Raw genomic sequence first — 16,580 nt, forward strand, 5'->3', positions numbered from 1 at the left:
GACGCATGACCTATGACGACCCGTTCCGCTGCTTCGTGCCCTATCCCGATGCCCCGGTGAAGCACAGCCCGACCGGCCCGCTCGCGGGGCTGACGCTGGCGGTGAAGGACCTGTTCGACGTCAAGGGCTATCCGACCGGCGCCGGCTCGCCGATCGTGCTGGCGCAATCCGGCATCAAGACCAAGACGGCGCCGATCGTGAAGGACCTGCTCGAGGCCGGGGCGCGCTTCGTCGGCAAGACCCATACCGACGAGCTCGCTTTCTCGCTCAACGGCAAGAACGCGCATTTCGGTTCGCCGATCAACCCGGCCGCGCCCGACCGCATCACCGGCGGCTCCTCCTGCGGCTCGATGGCGGCCGTGGCCGGCCGCCTCGCCGATATCGCCGTTGGTTCCGACACCGGCGGCTCGGTCCGGGCCCCGGCGAGCTATGGCGGGCTGTTCGGCATCCGCCCGACCCATGGCCGGCTCTCGCTGAAGCGGACCTGGCCGCTGGCCGAGAGCCTGGACACGCCGGGCTGGTTCGCCCGCGACGGCGACGTCTTCGCCCGCGTCGGCGCGGTCCTGCTCGGCAAGGACCGCGCGACCCTGCCGGAGGCACCGCGCCTTCTCCTCGCCGACGACATGTTCGGGCAGGCCGTGCCTGAATCCGAGACGATCCTGCGCAATGTCGTGCAGCGCGCCATGCCGAGCGTGGGCCAGCCGGAGAATGTCAAGGTCGTCCGCGATATCGATGCGCTGTACTGGGCCTTCCGCTGGATCCAGGGTCGTGAGGCCTGGGCCTCGGACGGCGCCATGATCGAGCGCTTCGCCCCGCCGCTCGGGCCGGGCGTTAAGGAGCGCTTCGCCTTCTCCAAGGCGGTGACGGATGGCGAGTACGCCAAGGGCGAGGCGACCCGGAAGACGTTCCGGACCAGGCTTGCCCGGCTGCTCGGGCAGGACGGCGTTCTGATCCTGCCGACCGTGCCCGATATCGCGCCCCTGGTCAGCGCCGACGAATCCGAACTGGAGGATTTCCGCAACCGGGCGCTGCGGCTGCTCTGCCTCTCCGGGCTCTCCGGCTTCCCGCAGGTGACCATTCCGGTCGCCCAGCGCGAGGGCGCGCCGCTCGGTCTTTCGCTGATCGGCCCGAAGGGTTCGGACAAGTCGCTGATCGCCTTCGCGATCGCCTATGAGCGCGCCACGCGGATCAGGATCGCCTGAAGGAGGCGGGGATGAGCGGACATCATCACGACCACGACCACCATCACGACAACCACTACACGGCCATCGAGGCCCGGGTGAAGGCGCTCGAGACGCTGCTGGTCGAGAAGGGCTATGTCGACCCCGCCGCGCTCGACGCCATCATCGACACCTACGAGACCAGGATCGGCCCCCGCGACGGCGCCCGCATCGTCGCAAAGGCGTGGACCGATCCGGCCTTCGCCGAGCGCCTCAGGGCGGACGGCACGGCGGCGGTGGCCGAGCTCGGCTATGGCGGGCGCGGCGGCGAGCATATCGTCGCCTGCTTCAACACGCCCGAGCAGCACAACCTGATCGTCTGCACGCTGTGCTCCTGCTATCCGTGGCCGGTGCTGGGCCTGCCGCCTGTCTGGTACAAATCCCCGCCCTATCGCGCCAAGGCGGTGATCGACCCGCGCGGCACCATCGCCGATTTCGGCGTGACCTTGCCGGAGAGCCAGCGCATCCGCGTCTGGGATTCGACGGCCGAGACCCGCTTCATCGTCATCCCGATGCGCCCTGCCGGCACCGAGGGCTGGAGCGAGGAAAAACTCGCCGGCATCGTCACGCGCGATTCGATGATCGGCACCGGTTTGCCGCAAATCGACAAGGCCGTGGAGGACGCCGCATGAACAGCGCCCATGACCTCGGCGGCCAGATGGGGTTCGGCCCGGTCGTTCCCGAGCCGGACGAACCGGTCTTCCATGGCGACTGGGAGAAACGCGTCCTCGCCATCAACGTCGCGGCCGGCGCCATGGGCGCCTGGACCATCGACGAGATCCGCCACGCCCGCGAGAGCCTGCCGCCGGCACAATACCTCTCGTCGAGCTATTACGAGATCTGGCTCGCGGCCCTCGACAAGGTGCTGGTCCGGCACGGCTTCCTCACATCGGAAGAGCTGGCCACGGGCAAGCCCGTGCCCGAGCGCCGTGAGCCGAGGCGCGTGCTCAAGGGCGAGGAGGTCGCGGACGTGCTCCGCCGCGGCTTCCCCTATGAGCGCAAGGCCGAGGCTCCGGCGCGCTTCGCCGTCGGCGACACCGTCCGCACCATCGTAATGCACCCGCAGCACCATACCCGCCTGCCGCGCTATGCCCGCGGCAAGGCCGGCGTGATCGAGCGCGTCACCGGCTGCCATGTCTTCCCGGATGCGGGCGCACAGGGCCAGCCCGAGACGGCGCAGTGGCTCTACACCGTCGTCTTCACCGGCCGCGAGCTCTGGGGCCGCGACGGCGATCCGGATTCCACCGTCAGCATCGAGGCCTGGGAGAGCTATCTTGAGCCGGCCTGAGACCGATCTGGCGGCAGCGCTCGCCGCCGACACCCCGATTCCACGTGATGCCGAGGGCCCGATCTTCGCCGAGCCCTGGCAGGCGCAGGCCTTCGCATTGGTCGTCGAACTCCAGAACAAGGGCGTCTTCACCGCCGATGAATGGGCGCAGGCGCTCGGCGCCGAGATCCGCGAGGCGCTGGCGGCCGGCGGCTGCAAGGACGGCTCGGACTATTACGAGCGCTGGTGCGAGGCGCTGGAGCACCTGCTGATCGCGAAGGGACTCACGTCCCATGAGGGCGTCGACGCGCTCGCCGCCTCCTGGGCGCGCGCGGCCGAGGCGACGCCGCATGGCAAGCCGATCCGGCTGGAGAACGACCCGCTGCGCAGCTGAGCCTCTAGCTCCCCATCCCGCCGATCCAGAGGCCGAGCGAGAGCGCTACGCCGAGGGTCACGATGAAGGCCGCGGCCAGCAGCTCCAGCCCGGCGAGCAGCCGCACCGCCCGGAGGCTGCCGCCGCTGGCGAATTTGAGCGCCGCGAACTTGAAGAAGACGGCGAGCGCGGCCAGCGCGCCCGTCGTGATCGCGGTGCCCAATGCCATGGCGAAGGCCGCGGCGATGCCGGCCCAGTAGAGGCCCTGCGATGCGGCGAAGACGAGGATGATCAGCGCCCCGGCGCAGGGCCTCAAGCCTGCGGCAAGCACGACGCCGGCCATATCGCGCCAGTCCCTGAGCCGCGCGATCTCCTGCGCATCCGGCAGATGCACATGGTCGCAGGCCGCCTCATGCGCGGCGGCGCCCTGCCCGAGCGCCAGGAAGCTGCCGGCCTTGCGCCACAGCACCAGCAGGCCGACGAGCGCGACCAGCAGGAAGCTGCCCTGCTCGATCGCGCTGGTCGCCACGTTCATCTGGGCCGCCGTGGTGCGGAAGATCAGCGTCGCCACCGAGACGATGGCGATGGCGACGAGCGCCTGCAGCATCGCCGCGGCGAAGCTGAGCGAAAGCCCGCGCCTCAGGCTGCGGTTGTCGGCGACGATATAGCCGGAGATGACCGCCTTGCCGTGACCGGGGCCGGCCGCATGGAAGACGCCGTAGCCGAAGGAAAGGCCGAGCAGCCCCCAGATCGCGGCAGGCGCCTGCGCGATCGCTTTCAGGGTGGCTGTCAATTCGCGATAGAAGCTCGACTGCCAGGCGATCAGCACGGCGCCGATGCCGGTGGTCGACGGCAGCGCCTCGCGCGGCAAGGCGGTTCCGAAGGGATTGCGCGCCGGGGGCCGCACCGGCGCGCTCCAGCTGGCGATCGCGAACGCCAGCAGCGCAAGGCAGCCTGCGACGAGCGCCAGCGCCAGCGCGCAGAGCAGCGCCCGCCGCAGCCAGCCGGGCCATCCTTGCGTCGCGTGATCGGCCGGGATCAGGGACATGCCACCAGCGCCCGCGTCGTCACCTCGTAGCCGCTCATATCCGGCGTGGCGGTGATGTCCTCCATCGCCAGCTTCTGCGCCACCCCGTCATCCAGCTTGGGCGGGCGGTTGACCCGGACGATGCAGCCGGCCGGCGCATCGCGCGTGACCACCGCATCGGGCGCATCGACGATCTCGAAGGAGACGAAATAGGTCGGATCGCCGATCTCGATGCCGAACGAGCGGACCTTCGGCGGCGGGTGCTTGAGCGGCAATGTGTAGGTCAGCGTCAGGACCTTGTCGGCAAAGACCAGGCCGGCATCGCTCGGCGTGCCGAATTCCTGCTTGCGGCCGTTGATCTTGGCGATGGTGAAGAACTCGACCTCGGGCAGCGATTCCATGTTCACCTTGGCGAGGTCGGCCATCTCGTCGGGCGTGAGCTTGCCGTCCCCGTTCTTGTCGAGCCCCTGCGTGATATAGGCGGAGTAGGCCTCGTCGAAGCTCCAGTGATGGCGGATCGCCTTGAGCGACCCGTCCGGCGCGAACAGGATCTCCGCCTTGGCCTTCACCCAGACATGCGGATGGGCTCCGGCCGGAACCGTCCACAGCAGCAGGAGAGCGGCGCCGGCCAGGGCCGACAGAAAGGCACGTCCCGACAAGAACGGTATCCTCCACAGGTCAGAGGCCGCGAGCGATAGCGCCGTCACGCAACGGCTGCGCAACGGAAGGCCGCAGCCATCGCCGCGAATCGGGGCCAAATCGCGGCGCCGCCATTTCGCGCATGCCCGGCTGCGTCGGCAAGTCTGGACCCGCGCGCAAAAACTGGAACAATGCCAATGTGATTGACCATGTCCGGCCGATATGTCAGCCTTGCTGACATATCTTGCATCGAGACAGGTCGAGAGGCCGGATCAACCGGCCCGCGGGAACGACGATCGGGAGGCCGGCCATGGCCGAAGCAGCAGGCGATTCCAGCGACGCGGGAGCGCTCCGCTCCGTCACGCTCGACGACAAGTACGACCTCGGGACCCGCGAGGTCTTCCTCACCGGCACCCAGGCGGTCGCGCGCATGCTCTTGATGCAGCGCGAGCGCGACCGGGCGGCCGGCCTGAACACCGCCGGCTTCGTCTCGGGCTATCGCGGCTCGCCGCTGGGCGGGCTCGACCAGCAATTGATGCGGGCCGGCAAGGCGCTGATGGCCGCCAATATCGTCTTCCAGCCCGGCCTGAACGAGGACCTCGCCGCCACCGCCGTCTGGGGCACCCAGCAGGCCGAATTGCAGGGCGAGGGCAAATATGACGGCGTCTTCGCGCTCTGGTACGGCAAGGGGCCGGGTGTCGACCGCTCGGGCGATGTTTTCCGCCACGGCAACATGGCCGGGACCTCGCCTCATGGCGGTGTGATCTGCCTGATGGGCGACGACCACACCGCGGAATCCTCGACCAACGCCCACCAGACCGAATTCGTCCTCGTCGACCGGATGATGCCGATCCTCAACCCGGCCGGCGTGCAGGAGATCATCGATTACGGCCTGCACGGCATCGCGCTCTCGCGCTTCGCCTCGGTCTGGGTCGGAATCAAATGCGTCAAGGACAACATCGAATCGACGGCCTCGATCGACGGCTCGCTCGACCGCGTGACGATCGTGACGCCGGGCGACTATGTCCCGCCGCCGGGCGGCCTCGCCATCCGCCGCGAGCTCGATTTCGTCGAGCAGGAGCGCCGCCTGCACCTCTACAAGCGCGATGCGATGCTGGCCTATCTACGCGCCAACAGGCTGAACCGCATCGTCACCCATGGCGGCCGGGAGCCGCGGATCGGCATCGCCACCGTCGGCAAATCCTATCTCGATGTCCGACAGGCGCTGGAGGATCTCGGCATCGACGAGGTCCGCGCCAATGACCTGGGCATCCGCCTGTTCAAGCTCGCCTGCCCCTGGCCGATCGATCCGGCGGAGCTGAAGGCCTTCGCCGATGGACTCGACCTGATCATGGTGGTCGAGGAGAAGCGCTCGCTGATCGAGGTCCAGGTCCGCGAGGAGCTCTATGGCGCCGCCCACCAGCCGATGGTGATCGGCAAGAAGGACGAGAAAGGCGACTGGCTCTTCCCTGTCCATGGCGCGCTCGACCCCAACGACATCGCGATCGCGCTCGGCTCGCGCCTGCTGCAATACCGCGACGATCCCGTTTTACGCGCCCGGCTGGAGGAGATCGCCGCGGCACAGGGCCGTCTCGCGGAAGCGCAGGAGATCGCCCGCCGCACGCCCTATTTCTGCTCGGGCTGCCCCCACAACACCTCGACCGTCGTGCCCGAGGGCTCGCGTGCCTATGCCGGCATCGGCTGCCATTACATGGTGCAGTGGATGGACCGCGACACCGCCGGCTTCACCCAGATGGGCGGCGAGGGCGCCAACTGGGTCGGCGAGGCGCCGTTCTCGACGCGCGGCCACGTCTTCCAGAACCTGGGCGACGGCACCTATACCCATTCCGGCTCGCTCGCGATCCGCTGGGCCGTCGCGAGCGGCGTGAACATCACCTACAAGCTGCTCTACAACGACGCCGTCGCCATGACCGGCGGCCAGCAGGCGGAAGGCCACCTCTCGCCCGACCAGATGGCGCGGCAGGCCGCCGCCGAGGGTGTCAAGCGCATCGCCATCGTCACCGACGAGCCCGACAAATATCCGCCCGGCACGCAATGGCCGGGCGGGGCCACGCTGCATCATCGCGACGAGCTCGACGCCGTCCAGCGCGAGCTCGCGGCGACCTCCGGCGTCTCGCTCCTGCTCTACGACCAGACCTGCGCCACCGAGAAGCGCCGGCGCCGCAAGCGCGGCGCCTACCCGGACCCGGACAAGCGCGTCATCGTCAACGAGCTGGTCTGCGAGGGCTGCGGCGATTGCGGCGTGCAGTCGAACTGCGTCTCGGTGCAGCCGCTCGAGACCGAATTCGGCCGCAAGCGCCAGATCGACCAGTCGAACTGCAACAAGGACTTTTCCTGCGTGAAGGGTTTCTGCCCGTCCTTCGTGACGGTGCACGGCGCCCAGCCGAAGAAGGCGGAGCCGATGCGGCTCGATGCCGACGCTCTGGGCGCAGGCGAGATACCCGAGCCCGCCCTCCCGACCCTCGACCGCAGCTTCGCCGTGATCGTCACCGGCGTCGGCGGCACCGGCGTCGTCACCATCGGCGCGATCCTCGGCATGGCCGCACATCTCGAAGGCAAGGGCTGCGGCATGATCGACATGGCCGGCCTCGCCCAAAAGGGCGGCGCCGTGTTCAGCCATGTCAAGCTCGCGCCAAAGCCCGAGGACATCCATGCCATCCGCGTCGCGGCCGGGCAGGCCGACCTCGTGCTGGGTTGCGATCTGACGGTCACCGGCTCGAAGAAGGTGCTCGGCGCGATCCGCCCCGGCGGCGGCACGGTCCTCGTCAATACCGCCGAAAGCCTGCCGGGCGACTTCACCCGCAACGCCGATTTCTCGCTCCCGACCGAGCGGCTCAAGCGCGCGATCCTCTCGGCCGCCGGCCGCGACCGCACCCGCTTCCTCGACGCAACCGCCGCGGCCGTCGCCTTCCTCGGCAATGCCATCGCCGCCAACATGCTGATGCTCGGCCATGCCTGGCAGCTCGGCGCCGTGCCCTTGTCGCGGGAATCGCTGCGCCGGGCGATCACGCTCAACGGCGAGGCCGTGGCGATGAACCTCGAGGCCTTCGAGCTGGGCCGCCGCGCCGCCCACGATCCGGCCGCGCTCGACGCCCTGCTGGCGCAAGCCAAGGCCCCGACGGCGGCGCGCCATCTCTCGCAGAGCCTCGACGAGATCATCTCCCGCCGCGTCGCCTATCTCACCGCCTACCAGAACGCTGCCTACGCCGCGCGCTATCGCCACCTCGTCGCCCGGGTGCAGACGAAGGAATCCGGCATCATGCCGGGCCAGTCGGCGCTGAGCGAGTCGGTCGCACGCAATCTCTTCAAGCTGATGGCCTACAAGGACGAGTACGAGGTCGCGCGCCTCTACAGCGACGGCGCCTTTCGCCGCCAGCTCGCCGCGACCTTCGAGGCCGAGAGCAAAAGCGGGAAGCCGTTGCGCTTCGAGTTTCACCTCGCCCCGCCGCTGCTGGCCCGGCGCGACCCCGTCACCGGCGTGCCGCGCAAGCTGAGCTTCGGGCCGTGGATGATGACGGCCTTCACGCTGCTGGCGAAGCTCAAGGGGCTGCGCGGCACCGCCTTCGACCCCTTCGGCCACACCCGGGAGCGCCGCACCGAACGCCGGCTCATCGCCGACTACGAAGACCTGCTGAATGAATTGCTGACCCGGCTGAAGCCGGAGAACCACGCGCTCTGCGTGGCGCTCGCCGCGATACCCGAAAAGATCCGCGGCTTCGGCCATGTCAAGGAGCGGCATCTCGAGGCGGCCAAGGCCGAGGAGGCGATGCTGCTGGCGCGGTTGCGCGATGGCGGCTCTGCCGCTGCTTTGCCGCAGGCTGCCGAGTAGGATGCGCCGCCTCTTTGGTCCAACTTGAGTCTGGTTGCCGTCGCCCCCCATACTGAGCGGACACCCGGCTTCAAGGACTGCTTGTGATCGCCCCTGAAGAATTGCGCGCCATCGCCTCCTGGTCCCGCGACCTGTCGGAGGCCGAATTCGAGGAGGCGCGGCGCGGCATCTCGTTCAAGAGCTATGGCAAGAACGCCTCGATCTGCCATGTCGGCGACCGGCTGGAGTCCTGGACCGGGGTGGCCGAAGGGCTGGTCAAGATGGCGACCACCTCGAAATCCGGCAAGAGCGCGACGCTCGCGGGCTTGCGCGCCGGCGCCTGGTTCGGCGAGGGCACGGTGATCAAGTCGGAGCCGCGGCGCTATGAGCTGGTGGCGCTGCGGGAAACCCGCCTGGCTCTGATGCGGCGCTCGACCTTCCTCTGGCTGTTCGAGCATTCCGCCGCCTTCAACCGCTTCCTCGTCCATCAGTTCAACGAGCGCCTGGCCCAGTTCATCTCGCTCGCGGAGACCGAGCGCACGCTGGATTCGACCGGGCGGCTGGCCCGCAACCTGGCCTGGCTGTTCAACCCCATCCTCTATCCCGACCTCGACCGCACCCTGACCGTATCGCAGGAAGAGCTCGGCATGCTCGCCGGCATCTCGCGCCAGATGGCCAATCAGGGTCTGGCGAAGCTCGCTTCGCACGGCCTGATCGAGCTCGGCCACGGCAGCGTCACCATTCTCGATCTGGAGCGGCTGGCCCGCTTCGAAGGCTAGCATTCGTCCGCTCCCTCTCGACGCTGCGGCACCAAACCGCGTTTCGCGCGTTCCCTCTCCCGAAGGCGCCCTCCGGCGCGGCAGGGATCGACAGAGATGTTCTGGTTTTTCGAGGGATTTGCAAAACGCATCAGTGAGCAGGCCGCCGAATACGCCGCGGCCCAGTCCGAGGTCCTCGCGCGGGCCTGCGGCGAGTGGCAGGGCCTGATGGGCCTCGCCCGGCCCGTCAGGATCGCCTGCGAGCAGGAAGAGGATCGACTGCGCCTGGCGCGGCAGCGAGCGGCGACCCGCGATCGCTGAACCCCGGTTGAACGGAACGTTCAGCCCCGGTTCGCGCCGGGGCTGGTCAACTCATCCCGATCGAGACAGACGAAGGAGACATCGGATGCGCAAGCTTCTGATCGCCGCAGGCCTCGCCCTGGCCACCCTTGCAGCTGCCCCCGCGAACGCCGCGGCGCCACGGATCATTCCCGAGGCGCAGACGCTCGACCGCCTGCCGGTGGAATATGCCCGCCACACGCGCGAGCACCGGATGTGGGAGATCCAGCGCAACATGGAGCGCCAGCAGCGGCGGGACCACTACCGCCACGGCCGCGGCTATGACCGCCGCCACGGCTACGGCCGCCGCCATGGCGGCCCGCCGCCCTGGGCGCCCGCGCATGGCTATCGCCGCCATCACCGCTACTGATCGCTCCGCAACGATCGACCGCCGCCCGCAGCTTCCCGGCTGCGGGCTTTTTTCTGCCGAACGACGCCGTGCGCGCGGGAGCGCCTTGGCGATCGAGCCCCCCGAAAGCCGGTAAAACAAGGGAATTCCGAAGGTCTGATCGATCCGATTCATCGACGGACGAACTTCGGCGGGACAATAGTGATCGAAAGGCGAATTGTCTGTCAAGCGCCTCCTTGCGAAGATGCGAGCCGCCTGCAAGGCTTGCATGAGAACGAGGCCGGCAACGGCCCGCACCGAAGTCGCCGCAATGGACGGCGACTCGACAGGGAGAACGCAATCGTGGCGATCGGCACCGCCGGTGAGGCGGACACCTTTCCGAAATTGCTGTTGCGCAACGCCCGCGAGCGCGCCTCGCGCGTCGCCTATCGTCACAAGGACCTCGGCATCTGGCAGTCCTGGAACTGGGCCGAAGTCGCGGAGCATGTCCGCAATTTCGCCAAGGGATTGCAGGATCTCGGGCTGCGGCGCGGCGAGAAGGTCGCGATCGTCGGCTACAACCGGCCGAAGCTCTACTGGTCGATGTGCGCCGCCCAGTGGCTCGGCGCCGTTCCCGTCCCGGTCTATGCCGACAGCGTCGCCGAGGAGATGGCCTATGTCCTCGACCATGCGGAGGCCGTCTTCGCCGTCGTGCAGGACCAGGAGCAGGTCGACAAGCTGCTTTCGATCACTGAGCGCCTGCCGCATCTCCGGCACATGCTCTATGACGAGCCCCGGGGCTTGCGCGACTACGATCACAGCAAGCTCCACGCCATCGAGACGGTGATCCAGGCCGGCGCCAAGGCGCTGGAGGACCCGCAGACCGCGGCCGCGCTCCAGCGCGAGATGGAAGCCGGGCAGGGCTCCGATCTCGGCATCATCCTCTACACCTCCGGCACGACGGGGCGGCCGAAGGGCGTGATGCTCAGCCATTACAACATCCTGGTCGCGGCCGAGATCGGCTGCGGCTTCGACGGGCTCAACGAGAGCGACGAGGTCATCGCCTATCTGCCGATCGCCTGGGTCGGCGATCACGTCTTCTCCTATGCGCAGGCGATGCTGGCGGGCTTCTGCGTCAACTGCCCCGAGAGCCCCGATACCGTGATCGACGACCGGCGCGAGGTCGGCACCACCTATGCCTTCGCGCCGCCGCGCGTCTTCGAGACGATGCTGACCATCACCATGGTGCGCATGGAGGATGCCGGCGCCCTGAAGCGCCGGATGTTCCACTATTTCCTCGGCGTCGCGAAGCGCTATGGCGAGCAGATCCTCAACGGCGAGAGCGTGCCCCTGAAGGGCCGGCTGCTCTATGCGCTCGGCGACCTGCTGGTCTACGGCCCCTTACGCAACCGCTTCGGCCTGACCAATATCAAGGTCGGCTACACCGCGGGCGAGGCCATCGGCCCCGAGCTCTTCCGCTTCTACCGCTCGATCGGCATCAACCTGAAGCAGCTCTACGGCCAGACCGAGGCCGGGGTCTACATCACCATGCAGCCGAACGGCGAGATCAAGGCGGACACGGTCGGCAAGCCGGCGCCGCTGGTCGAGATCCGCATCGACGACAATGGCGAGGTGCTCTACCGCTCGCCCTCGATCTTCGGCGGCTACTACAAGGATCCGGACAAGACCGCCGAGACGATGACGGCCGACGGCTATGTCCGCTCCGGCGATGCCGGCTTCTTCGACGACGGCGGCCACCTCAAGATCATCGACCGGGCCAAGGACGTGGGCAAGCTCGCCAGCGGCGAGCTGTTCCCGCCGAAATACATCGAGAACAAGCTGAAATTCTATCCGAACATCAAGGAGGCCGTCGCCTTCGGCCAAGGCCGCGATTTCGTCACCGTCGCGCTCAATATCGACCTGACGGCGGTGGGCAACTGGGCCGAGCGCAACAACGTCGTCTACGCCTCCTACCAGGAGCTCGCCGGCCACGACCTCGTCTACGACATGGTCGCGAAACATGTCGACGAGGTGAACCGCTCGCTCGCCTCCGAGGCGATGATGGGCGGCGCGCAGATCAGGCGCTTCCTCATCCTGCACAAGGAGCTCGACGCCGACGACGGCGAATTGACCCGCACCCAGAAGGTCCGCCGCGGCTTCATCGCCGAGCGCTACGCCCCGCTGGTGACGGCGCTCTATGACGGCTCGCAGGAGGCCGACATCTCGACGGAGGTGGTCTTCGAGGACGGGCGCAAGGGCGTGATCTCCGCCCGCGTCAAGATCCGCGACGCCAGGACCTACCCCGTTGCGCAGGAGGCGCCGTCCCCGGCGAAGGCGGCATGAACGCGGAACCGATCAACGTGACCGGCACGCCGATCCGCGAGAAGGGCGATGTCCTGCTCTCGGTCGAGAACATCTCGCTGCGCTTCGGCGGCGTGAAGGCGATCACCGACGTCTCCTTCGACATCCGCAAGGGCGAGATCCGCGCCATCATCGGCCCCAACGGCGCCGGCAAGACCTCGATGCTCAACTGCATCAACGGCTTCTACCAGCCGCAGGAAGGCCGCGTCGTCTTCAAGGGTGAGCGCCGCGCCAGGATGCGCCCGCATCGCGCCGCCGCCGGGGGCATCGCCCGGACCTTCCAGAACGTCGCGCTGTTCAAGGGCATGTCGACGCTCGACAACATCATGACCGGCCGCACCCTGAAGATGAAGAAGAACTTCTTTTGGCAGGCGTTGCGTCACGGGCCGGCGATGCAGGAGGAGATCGCGCATCGCCGTGTCGTCGAGGATATCATCGACTTCCTGCAGATCGAGCACATCCGCAAACTGCCGGTCGGCAAGCTGCCTTACGGCCTGCAGAAGCGCGTCGAGCTCGGCCGCGCGCTCGCCATGGAGCCGGAACTGCTGCTGCTCGACGAGCCGATGGCCGGAATGAACCTGGAGGAGAAGGAGGACATGTGCCGCTTCATCCTCGACGTGAACAACCAGTTCGGCACGACGATCGCCCTGATCGAGCACGACATGGGCGTGGTGATGGACCTGTCCGACCGGGTCGTGGTGCTCGAATACGGCCGCAAGATCGCCGACGGCACGCCTGACGAGGTCAAGCGCGACCAGAAGGTCATCGACGCCTATCTCGGCGTGGCGCATTAAGGAGCACGGCCATGAGCGACATCGCCACCCGCCCCGCGCCCGGCCTGCTTGCGAGCCCGCTGGCCAGGTTCGCCCTCGTCGTCGCCGCGATCGTCGCGGCACTGGCCATCGGCATCCGGCTCGATTCCTCGAACACGCTCTACGCCATCTTCATCGACCCCTTCCAGCAGATGAGACAGGCGCCCGACCTGCTCGTGCAGACGATCTGGGAAGGGCTCGTCTCCGGCGTGCTCTATGCGCTGATCGCGCTCGGCTTCGTGCTGATCTTCAAGGCCTCCGGCGTGTTCAACTTCGCCCAGGGCATCATGGTGGTGTTCGCCGCGCTGACGCTGGTGGGGCTCTACGAGAAGGGGGTACCGGCCTTCGTGGCCGTCGCCCTGACGCTCGGCGTGATGTTCGTGCTGGCCCTGACGATCGAGCGCGTCGTGCTGCGCCCGCTGGTCAACCAGCCGGACATCATCCTGTTCATGGCGACCTTCGGCATCACCTATTTCCTGATCGGCTTCGGTGAGGCGCTGTTCGGCGGCAACCCCAAGCAGATGATCACCGACCAGCTCTACCTGCCGCGCGGAGCCGTCGACCTGCAGATCCTCGGCGGCCTCGTCTCCCTGCAGAAGATCGACATCGCCGCCGCCGTGATCGCCTCGCTGATGATCGTCGCGCTCGGCCTCTTCTTCCAGTACACCCGCATCGGCCGGGCGCTCAGGGCCGTCGCCGACAGCCACAAGGCGGCGCTTTCGGTCGGCATCTCGCTCAACCAGATCTGGGTCATCGTCTGGTTCACCGCGGGCATCGTCGCGCTGATCACCGGCATCATGTGGGGCGCCCGCTCCGACGTCTCCTTCGCGCTCGAGATCGTCGCGCTGAAGGCCCTGCCCGTGCTGATCCTCGGCGGCTTCACCTCGATCCCCGGCGCCATCGTCGGCGGGCTCATCATCGGCATCGGCGAGAAGCTCGGCGAATTCTACTGGGGCCCGCTGGTCGGCGGCGGCATCGAGAGCTGGCTTGCCTATTTCATCGCCCTGGGCTTCCTGCTGTTCCGGCCGCAGGGCCTGTTCGGCGACAAGATCATCGAACGCATCTGAGGAGCCGGGATCATGCTCTACCGCGAGGCCGGCCAGTACAAGTCGAGCTACGCCGCCGACATGGCGATCTTCCCGCTGCGGGAGGACAGGCTCGGCATCGCCCTGATCCTGGCGATCGCCTTCATCGCCATCCCCTTCCTCGGCAGTGACTTCTTCATCGCCTCGGTGATGATCCCCTTCCTGGTCTTCTCGCTGGCGGCGATCGGGCTCAACATCCTCACCGGCTATACCGGGCTGATCTCGCTCGGCACCGCCGCCTTCATGGGGGTCGGCGCCTATAGCTGCTACAAGCTGACGACGCTCTTCCCCGATGTGAACATCATCGTCCTGATCCTGCTTTCGGGGCTGTTCTCGGCCGGCATCGGCGTGCTTTTCGGCCTGCCCTCGCTGCGCATCAAGGGCTTCTACCTGGCGGTGGCGACGCTCGCCGCGCAGTTCTTCCTGCAATGGGCCTTCGTGCGCATTCCCTGGCTGTTCAACTACAACGCCTCGGGCTCGATCGAAGTGCCCGAGCGCACCCTGTTCGACATCCCGCTGACCGGCGCGACCGCGACGCCGGAGACGCGCTACTTCGTCTGCCTCGGCCTCGTCGTGGTGCTGACCTGGTTCGCCTCCAACATCGTCCACGGCAAGCTCGGCCGCTCCTGGATGGCGGTGCGCGACATGGACATCGCCGCCGAGCTGATGGGCATCAAGCTGCTCAACGCCAAGCTCATGGCCTTCGCCGTCTCCTCCTATTTCGCCGGCGTCGCCGGTGCGATGATGATCTTTCTCTGGTACGGCGGCGGCGAGGCGGCGGACGTGTTCTCGATCCGCCTCTCCTTCAACATCCTGTTCATGGTCATCATCGGCGGCCTCGGCTCGCTGATCGGCTCCTTCTTCGGCGCGGCCTTCCTCTCGATCCTGCCGACGGCGCTGAAGTTCGGCCTCCCGGCGATCGGCGTCCCGCTGGCGGGCGCCACCGCCGAGCACGTCACCTACATGCTCGTCGGCGGCCTGATCATCCTCTTCCTGATCGTCGAGCCGCACGGCCTCGCCCGGCTCTGGCAGATCGGCAAGCAGAAATTGCGGACATGGCCCTTCCCGTACTGAGGCGGGGACGGGTCCAGGAAGCGACCGGCGCCGCAGAAGTGCCGGCGGGAAGCAAGACGGGACCGGCTGGAACCGGGACCGGAGGAAACGAACGGAGAGAACCGATGACAAGCAGGAAGCTGATGAAGGGTGCCACGCTCGGGGCCTTGCTGGCGGCCACCGCCATCGCCGCCCCGGCCATGGCGCAGGACAGCGTCTATTTCGCCAACAACGCCTATCGCACCGGCCCGTTCTCCGGCTCCGGCATCCCGATCGGCGACGGCATGCGCGACTACATCACGATGATCAACGAGCGCGACGGCGGCGTGAACGGCGTCAAGATCATCTACGAGGAGTGCGAGACCGGCTACGACACCAAGAAGTCGATCGAGTGCTACGAGCAGGCCAAGTCGAAGAACACGATCCTCTACTCGCCCTGGTCGACCGGCGCGACTCTGGCCGCGATCCCGCGCGCCCATGTCGACAAGATCCCGATCCTGTCGATGGCCTACGGCCTCTCGGCCTCGGCCGACGGCAACAACTTCCCCTGGGTCTTCATCCCGCCCTTCACCTATTGGGACGGCGCCTCCGTCATGGTGAAGTACATGGCCGACCAGCTCGGCGGCTTCGACAAGCTCAAGGGCAAGAAGCTCGGCCTGATCCATCTCGACGCGCCCTTCGGCAAGGAGCCGATCCCGGTGCTCGAGAGCCTGGCCAAGAAATATGGCTTCGAGCTGAAGCTCTATCCGGTTCCGGCCGCCGACATGCAGAACCAGAGCTCGCTCTGGCTCGGCATCCGCCGCGACCGGCCGGACTTCATCTACAACCAGGGCTGGGGCGCGATGAACCCGACCGCGGTCAAGGAAGCCATCCGCAACAACTTCCCGATCGGCAAGATGGTCGGCGTCTGGTGGGCGGGCGGCGATGACGATGCCCGCGCCGGCGGCGACCAGGCGAAGGGTTACAAGTCCCTGAGCTGGACGCAGAGCGGCACGCAGGCCCCCGCCCTGCAGGACATCGTCAAATACGTGGTCGACAAGGGCAAGAGCACGACGCCGAAGGACAAGGTCGGCGAGGCGCTCTACAACCGCGGCGTCTACAACTCCATGCTGGTCGTCGAGGGCATCCGCAACGCCCAGAAGATCACCGGCAAGAAGGTGATCACCGCCGAGGACATGCGCCGCGGCCTGGAATCGCTCAACCTCACCGAGGCGAAGCTCAAGGAGATCGGCTTCGGCGGCTTCGTCACGCCGACGACCATCACCTGCACCGACCATTCCGGCCACAGCAAGATGTTCATCCAGGAATGGGACGGCAAGAAGTGGGTCAAGAACTCGGACTGGACCGCGCCGCTGGAGGACGAGGTCAAGCCGCTCGTCGATGCCAACGCCAAGGACTATGTCGAGAAGGCCGGCAACTGGCCGAAGCGCACCGAGCCCTGCGAGAAGTCGTCCTGATCTGACGGCAGCCGGCGGCGGTTCCCCGCCGC

General features: G+C 67.5%; 15 protein-coding genes. 13 read left to right on the forward strand and 2 right to left on the reverse strand.

Annotated elements, in window-relative coordinates; genetic code table 11:
* Positions 1-5: 5 nt before the first annotated feature.
* From BGO20_RS22315 to BGO20_RS22330, 4 genes are read left to right on the forward strand one after another with little or no spacing between them, the layout of a single operon-like run.
* Positions 6-1,202, forward strand: coding sequence for an amidase (locus BGO20_RS22315; protein WP_291659707.1), 1,197 nt, complete (start codon positions 6-8; stop codon positions 1,200-1,202).
* Between the two features lie 11 nt (positions 1,203-1,213).
* Positions 1,214-1,852, forward strand: a complete 639-nt coding sequence (gene nthA, locus BGO20_RS22320; protein WP_291659709.1) for a nitrile hydratase subunit alpha — start codon at positions 1,214-1,216, stop codon at positions 1,850-1,852.
* A complete protein-coding gene (gene nthB / locus BGO20_RS22325) occupies positions 1,849-2,508 on the forward strand; it encodes a nitrile hydratase subunit beta (protein ID WP_291659710.1) in 660 nt (219 codons plus the stop codon). Before nthA ends, nthB begins: the two co-directional genes overlap by 4 nt.
* Complete coding sequence (locus BGO20_RS22330) at positions 2,495-2,881, forward strand: nitrile hydratase accessory protein (protein WP_291659712.1); 387 nt, start codon at positions 2,495-2,497, stop codon at positions 2,879-2,881. Before nthB ends, BGO20_RS22330 begins: the two co-directional genes overlap by 14 nt.
* 4 nt (positions 2,882-2,885) lie before the next feature.
* Here BGO20_RS22330 and BGO20_RS22335 read toward each other — a convergent pair whose 3' ends face one another.
* Positions 2,886-3,908, reverse strand: a complete 1,023-nt coding sequence (locus BGO20_RS22335) for a nickel/cobalt transporter (RefSeq protein ID WP_291659714.1) — start codon at positions 3,906-3,908, stop codon at positions 2,886-2,888.
* Positions 3,899-4,546 carry a DUF1007 family protein gene (locus tag BGO20_RS22340; protein ID WP_291659716.1) on the reverse strand — a complete coding sequence of 216 codons (648 nt, stop codon included), beginning with the start codon at positions 4,544-4,546 and terminating at the stop codon, positions 3,899-3,901. Before BGO20_RS22340 ends, BGO20_RS22335 begins: the two co-directional genes overlap by 10 nt.
* A gap of 290 nt (positions 4,547-4,836) precedes the next feature.
* On the opposite strand from BGO20_RS22340, the gene BGO20_RS22345 reads away from it, so the two are divergent.
* From BGO20_RS22345 to BGO20_RS22385, 9 genes are all read left to right on the forward strand, one after another.
* A complete protein-coding gene (locus tag BGO20_RS22345; protein ID WP_291659718.1) occupies positions 4,837-8,376 on the forward strand; it encodes an indolepyruvate ferredoxin oxidoreductase family protein in 3,540 nt (1,179 codons plus the stop codon).
* Between the two features lie 83 nt (positions 8,377-8,459).
* Positions 8,460-9,134, forward strand: a complete 675-nt coding sequence (locus BGO20_RS22350) for a Crp/Fnr family transcriptional regulator (protein WP_291659719.1) — start codon at positions 8,460-8,462, stop codon at positions 9,132-9,134.
* A gap of 96 nt (positions 9,135-9,230) precedes the next feature.
* Entirely contained in the window at positions 9,231-9,434 is a 204-nt protein-coding gene (locus tag BGO20_RS22355; RefSeq protein ID WP_291659720.1) for a hypothetical protein, read from the forward strand.
* 85 nt (positions 9,435-9,519) lie between these two features.
* On the forward strand, positions 9,520-9,822 hold the full coding sequence (locus BGO20_RS22360; protein WP_291659721.1) for a hypothetical protein: 303 nt from the start codon (positions 9,520-9,522) through the stop codon (positions 9,820-9,822).
* A 318-nt stretch (positions 9,823-10,140) separates the two neighbouring features.
* Entirely contained in the window at positions 10,141-12,123 is a 1,983-nt protein-coding gene (locus BGO20_RS22365; protein ID WP_291659954.1) for an AMP-dependent synthetase/ligase, read from the forward strand.
* Positions 12,120-12,935, forward strand: a complete 816-nt coding sequence (locus BGO20_RS22370; protein ID WP_291659722.1) for an ABC transporter ATP-binding protein — start codon at positions 12,120-12,122, stop codon at positions 12,933-12,935. Before BGO20_RS22365 ends, BGO20_RS22370 begins: the two co-directional genes overlap by 4 nt.
* 170 nt (positions 12,936-13,105) lie before the next feature.
* The gene (locus BGO20_RS22375) at positions 13,106-14,020 is read left to right on the forward strand and encodes a branched-chain amino acid ABC transporter permease (protein WP_291659955.1); all 915 of its coding nucleotides are present in this window, start codon (positions 13,106-13,108) and stop codon (positions 14,018-14,020) included.
* 12 nt (positions 14,021-14,032) lie between these two features.
* Complete coding sequence (locus BGO20_RS22380; protein ID WP_291659723.1) at positions 14,033-15,112, forward strand: branched-chain amino acid ABC transporter permease; 1,080 nt, start codon at positions 14,033-14,035, stop codon at positions 15,110-15,112.
* A gap of 104 nt (positions 15,113-15,216) precedes the next feature.
* Positions 15,217-16,548: an ABC transporter substrate-binding protein gene (locus BGO20_RS22385; protein WP_291659724.1), complete on the forward strand. Its 1,332-nt coding sequence runs from the start codon at positions 15,217-15,219 to the stop codon at positions 16,546-16,548.
* Positions 16,549-16,580 lie beyond the last annotated feature (32 nt).

This window comes from Allobosea sp. 67-29 (assembly GCF_001898115.1).
GTDB lineage: Bacteria > Pseudomonadota > Alphaproteobacteria > Rhizobiales > Beijerinckiaceae > Allobosea.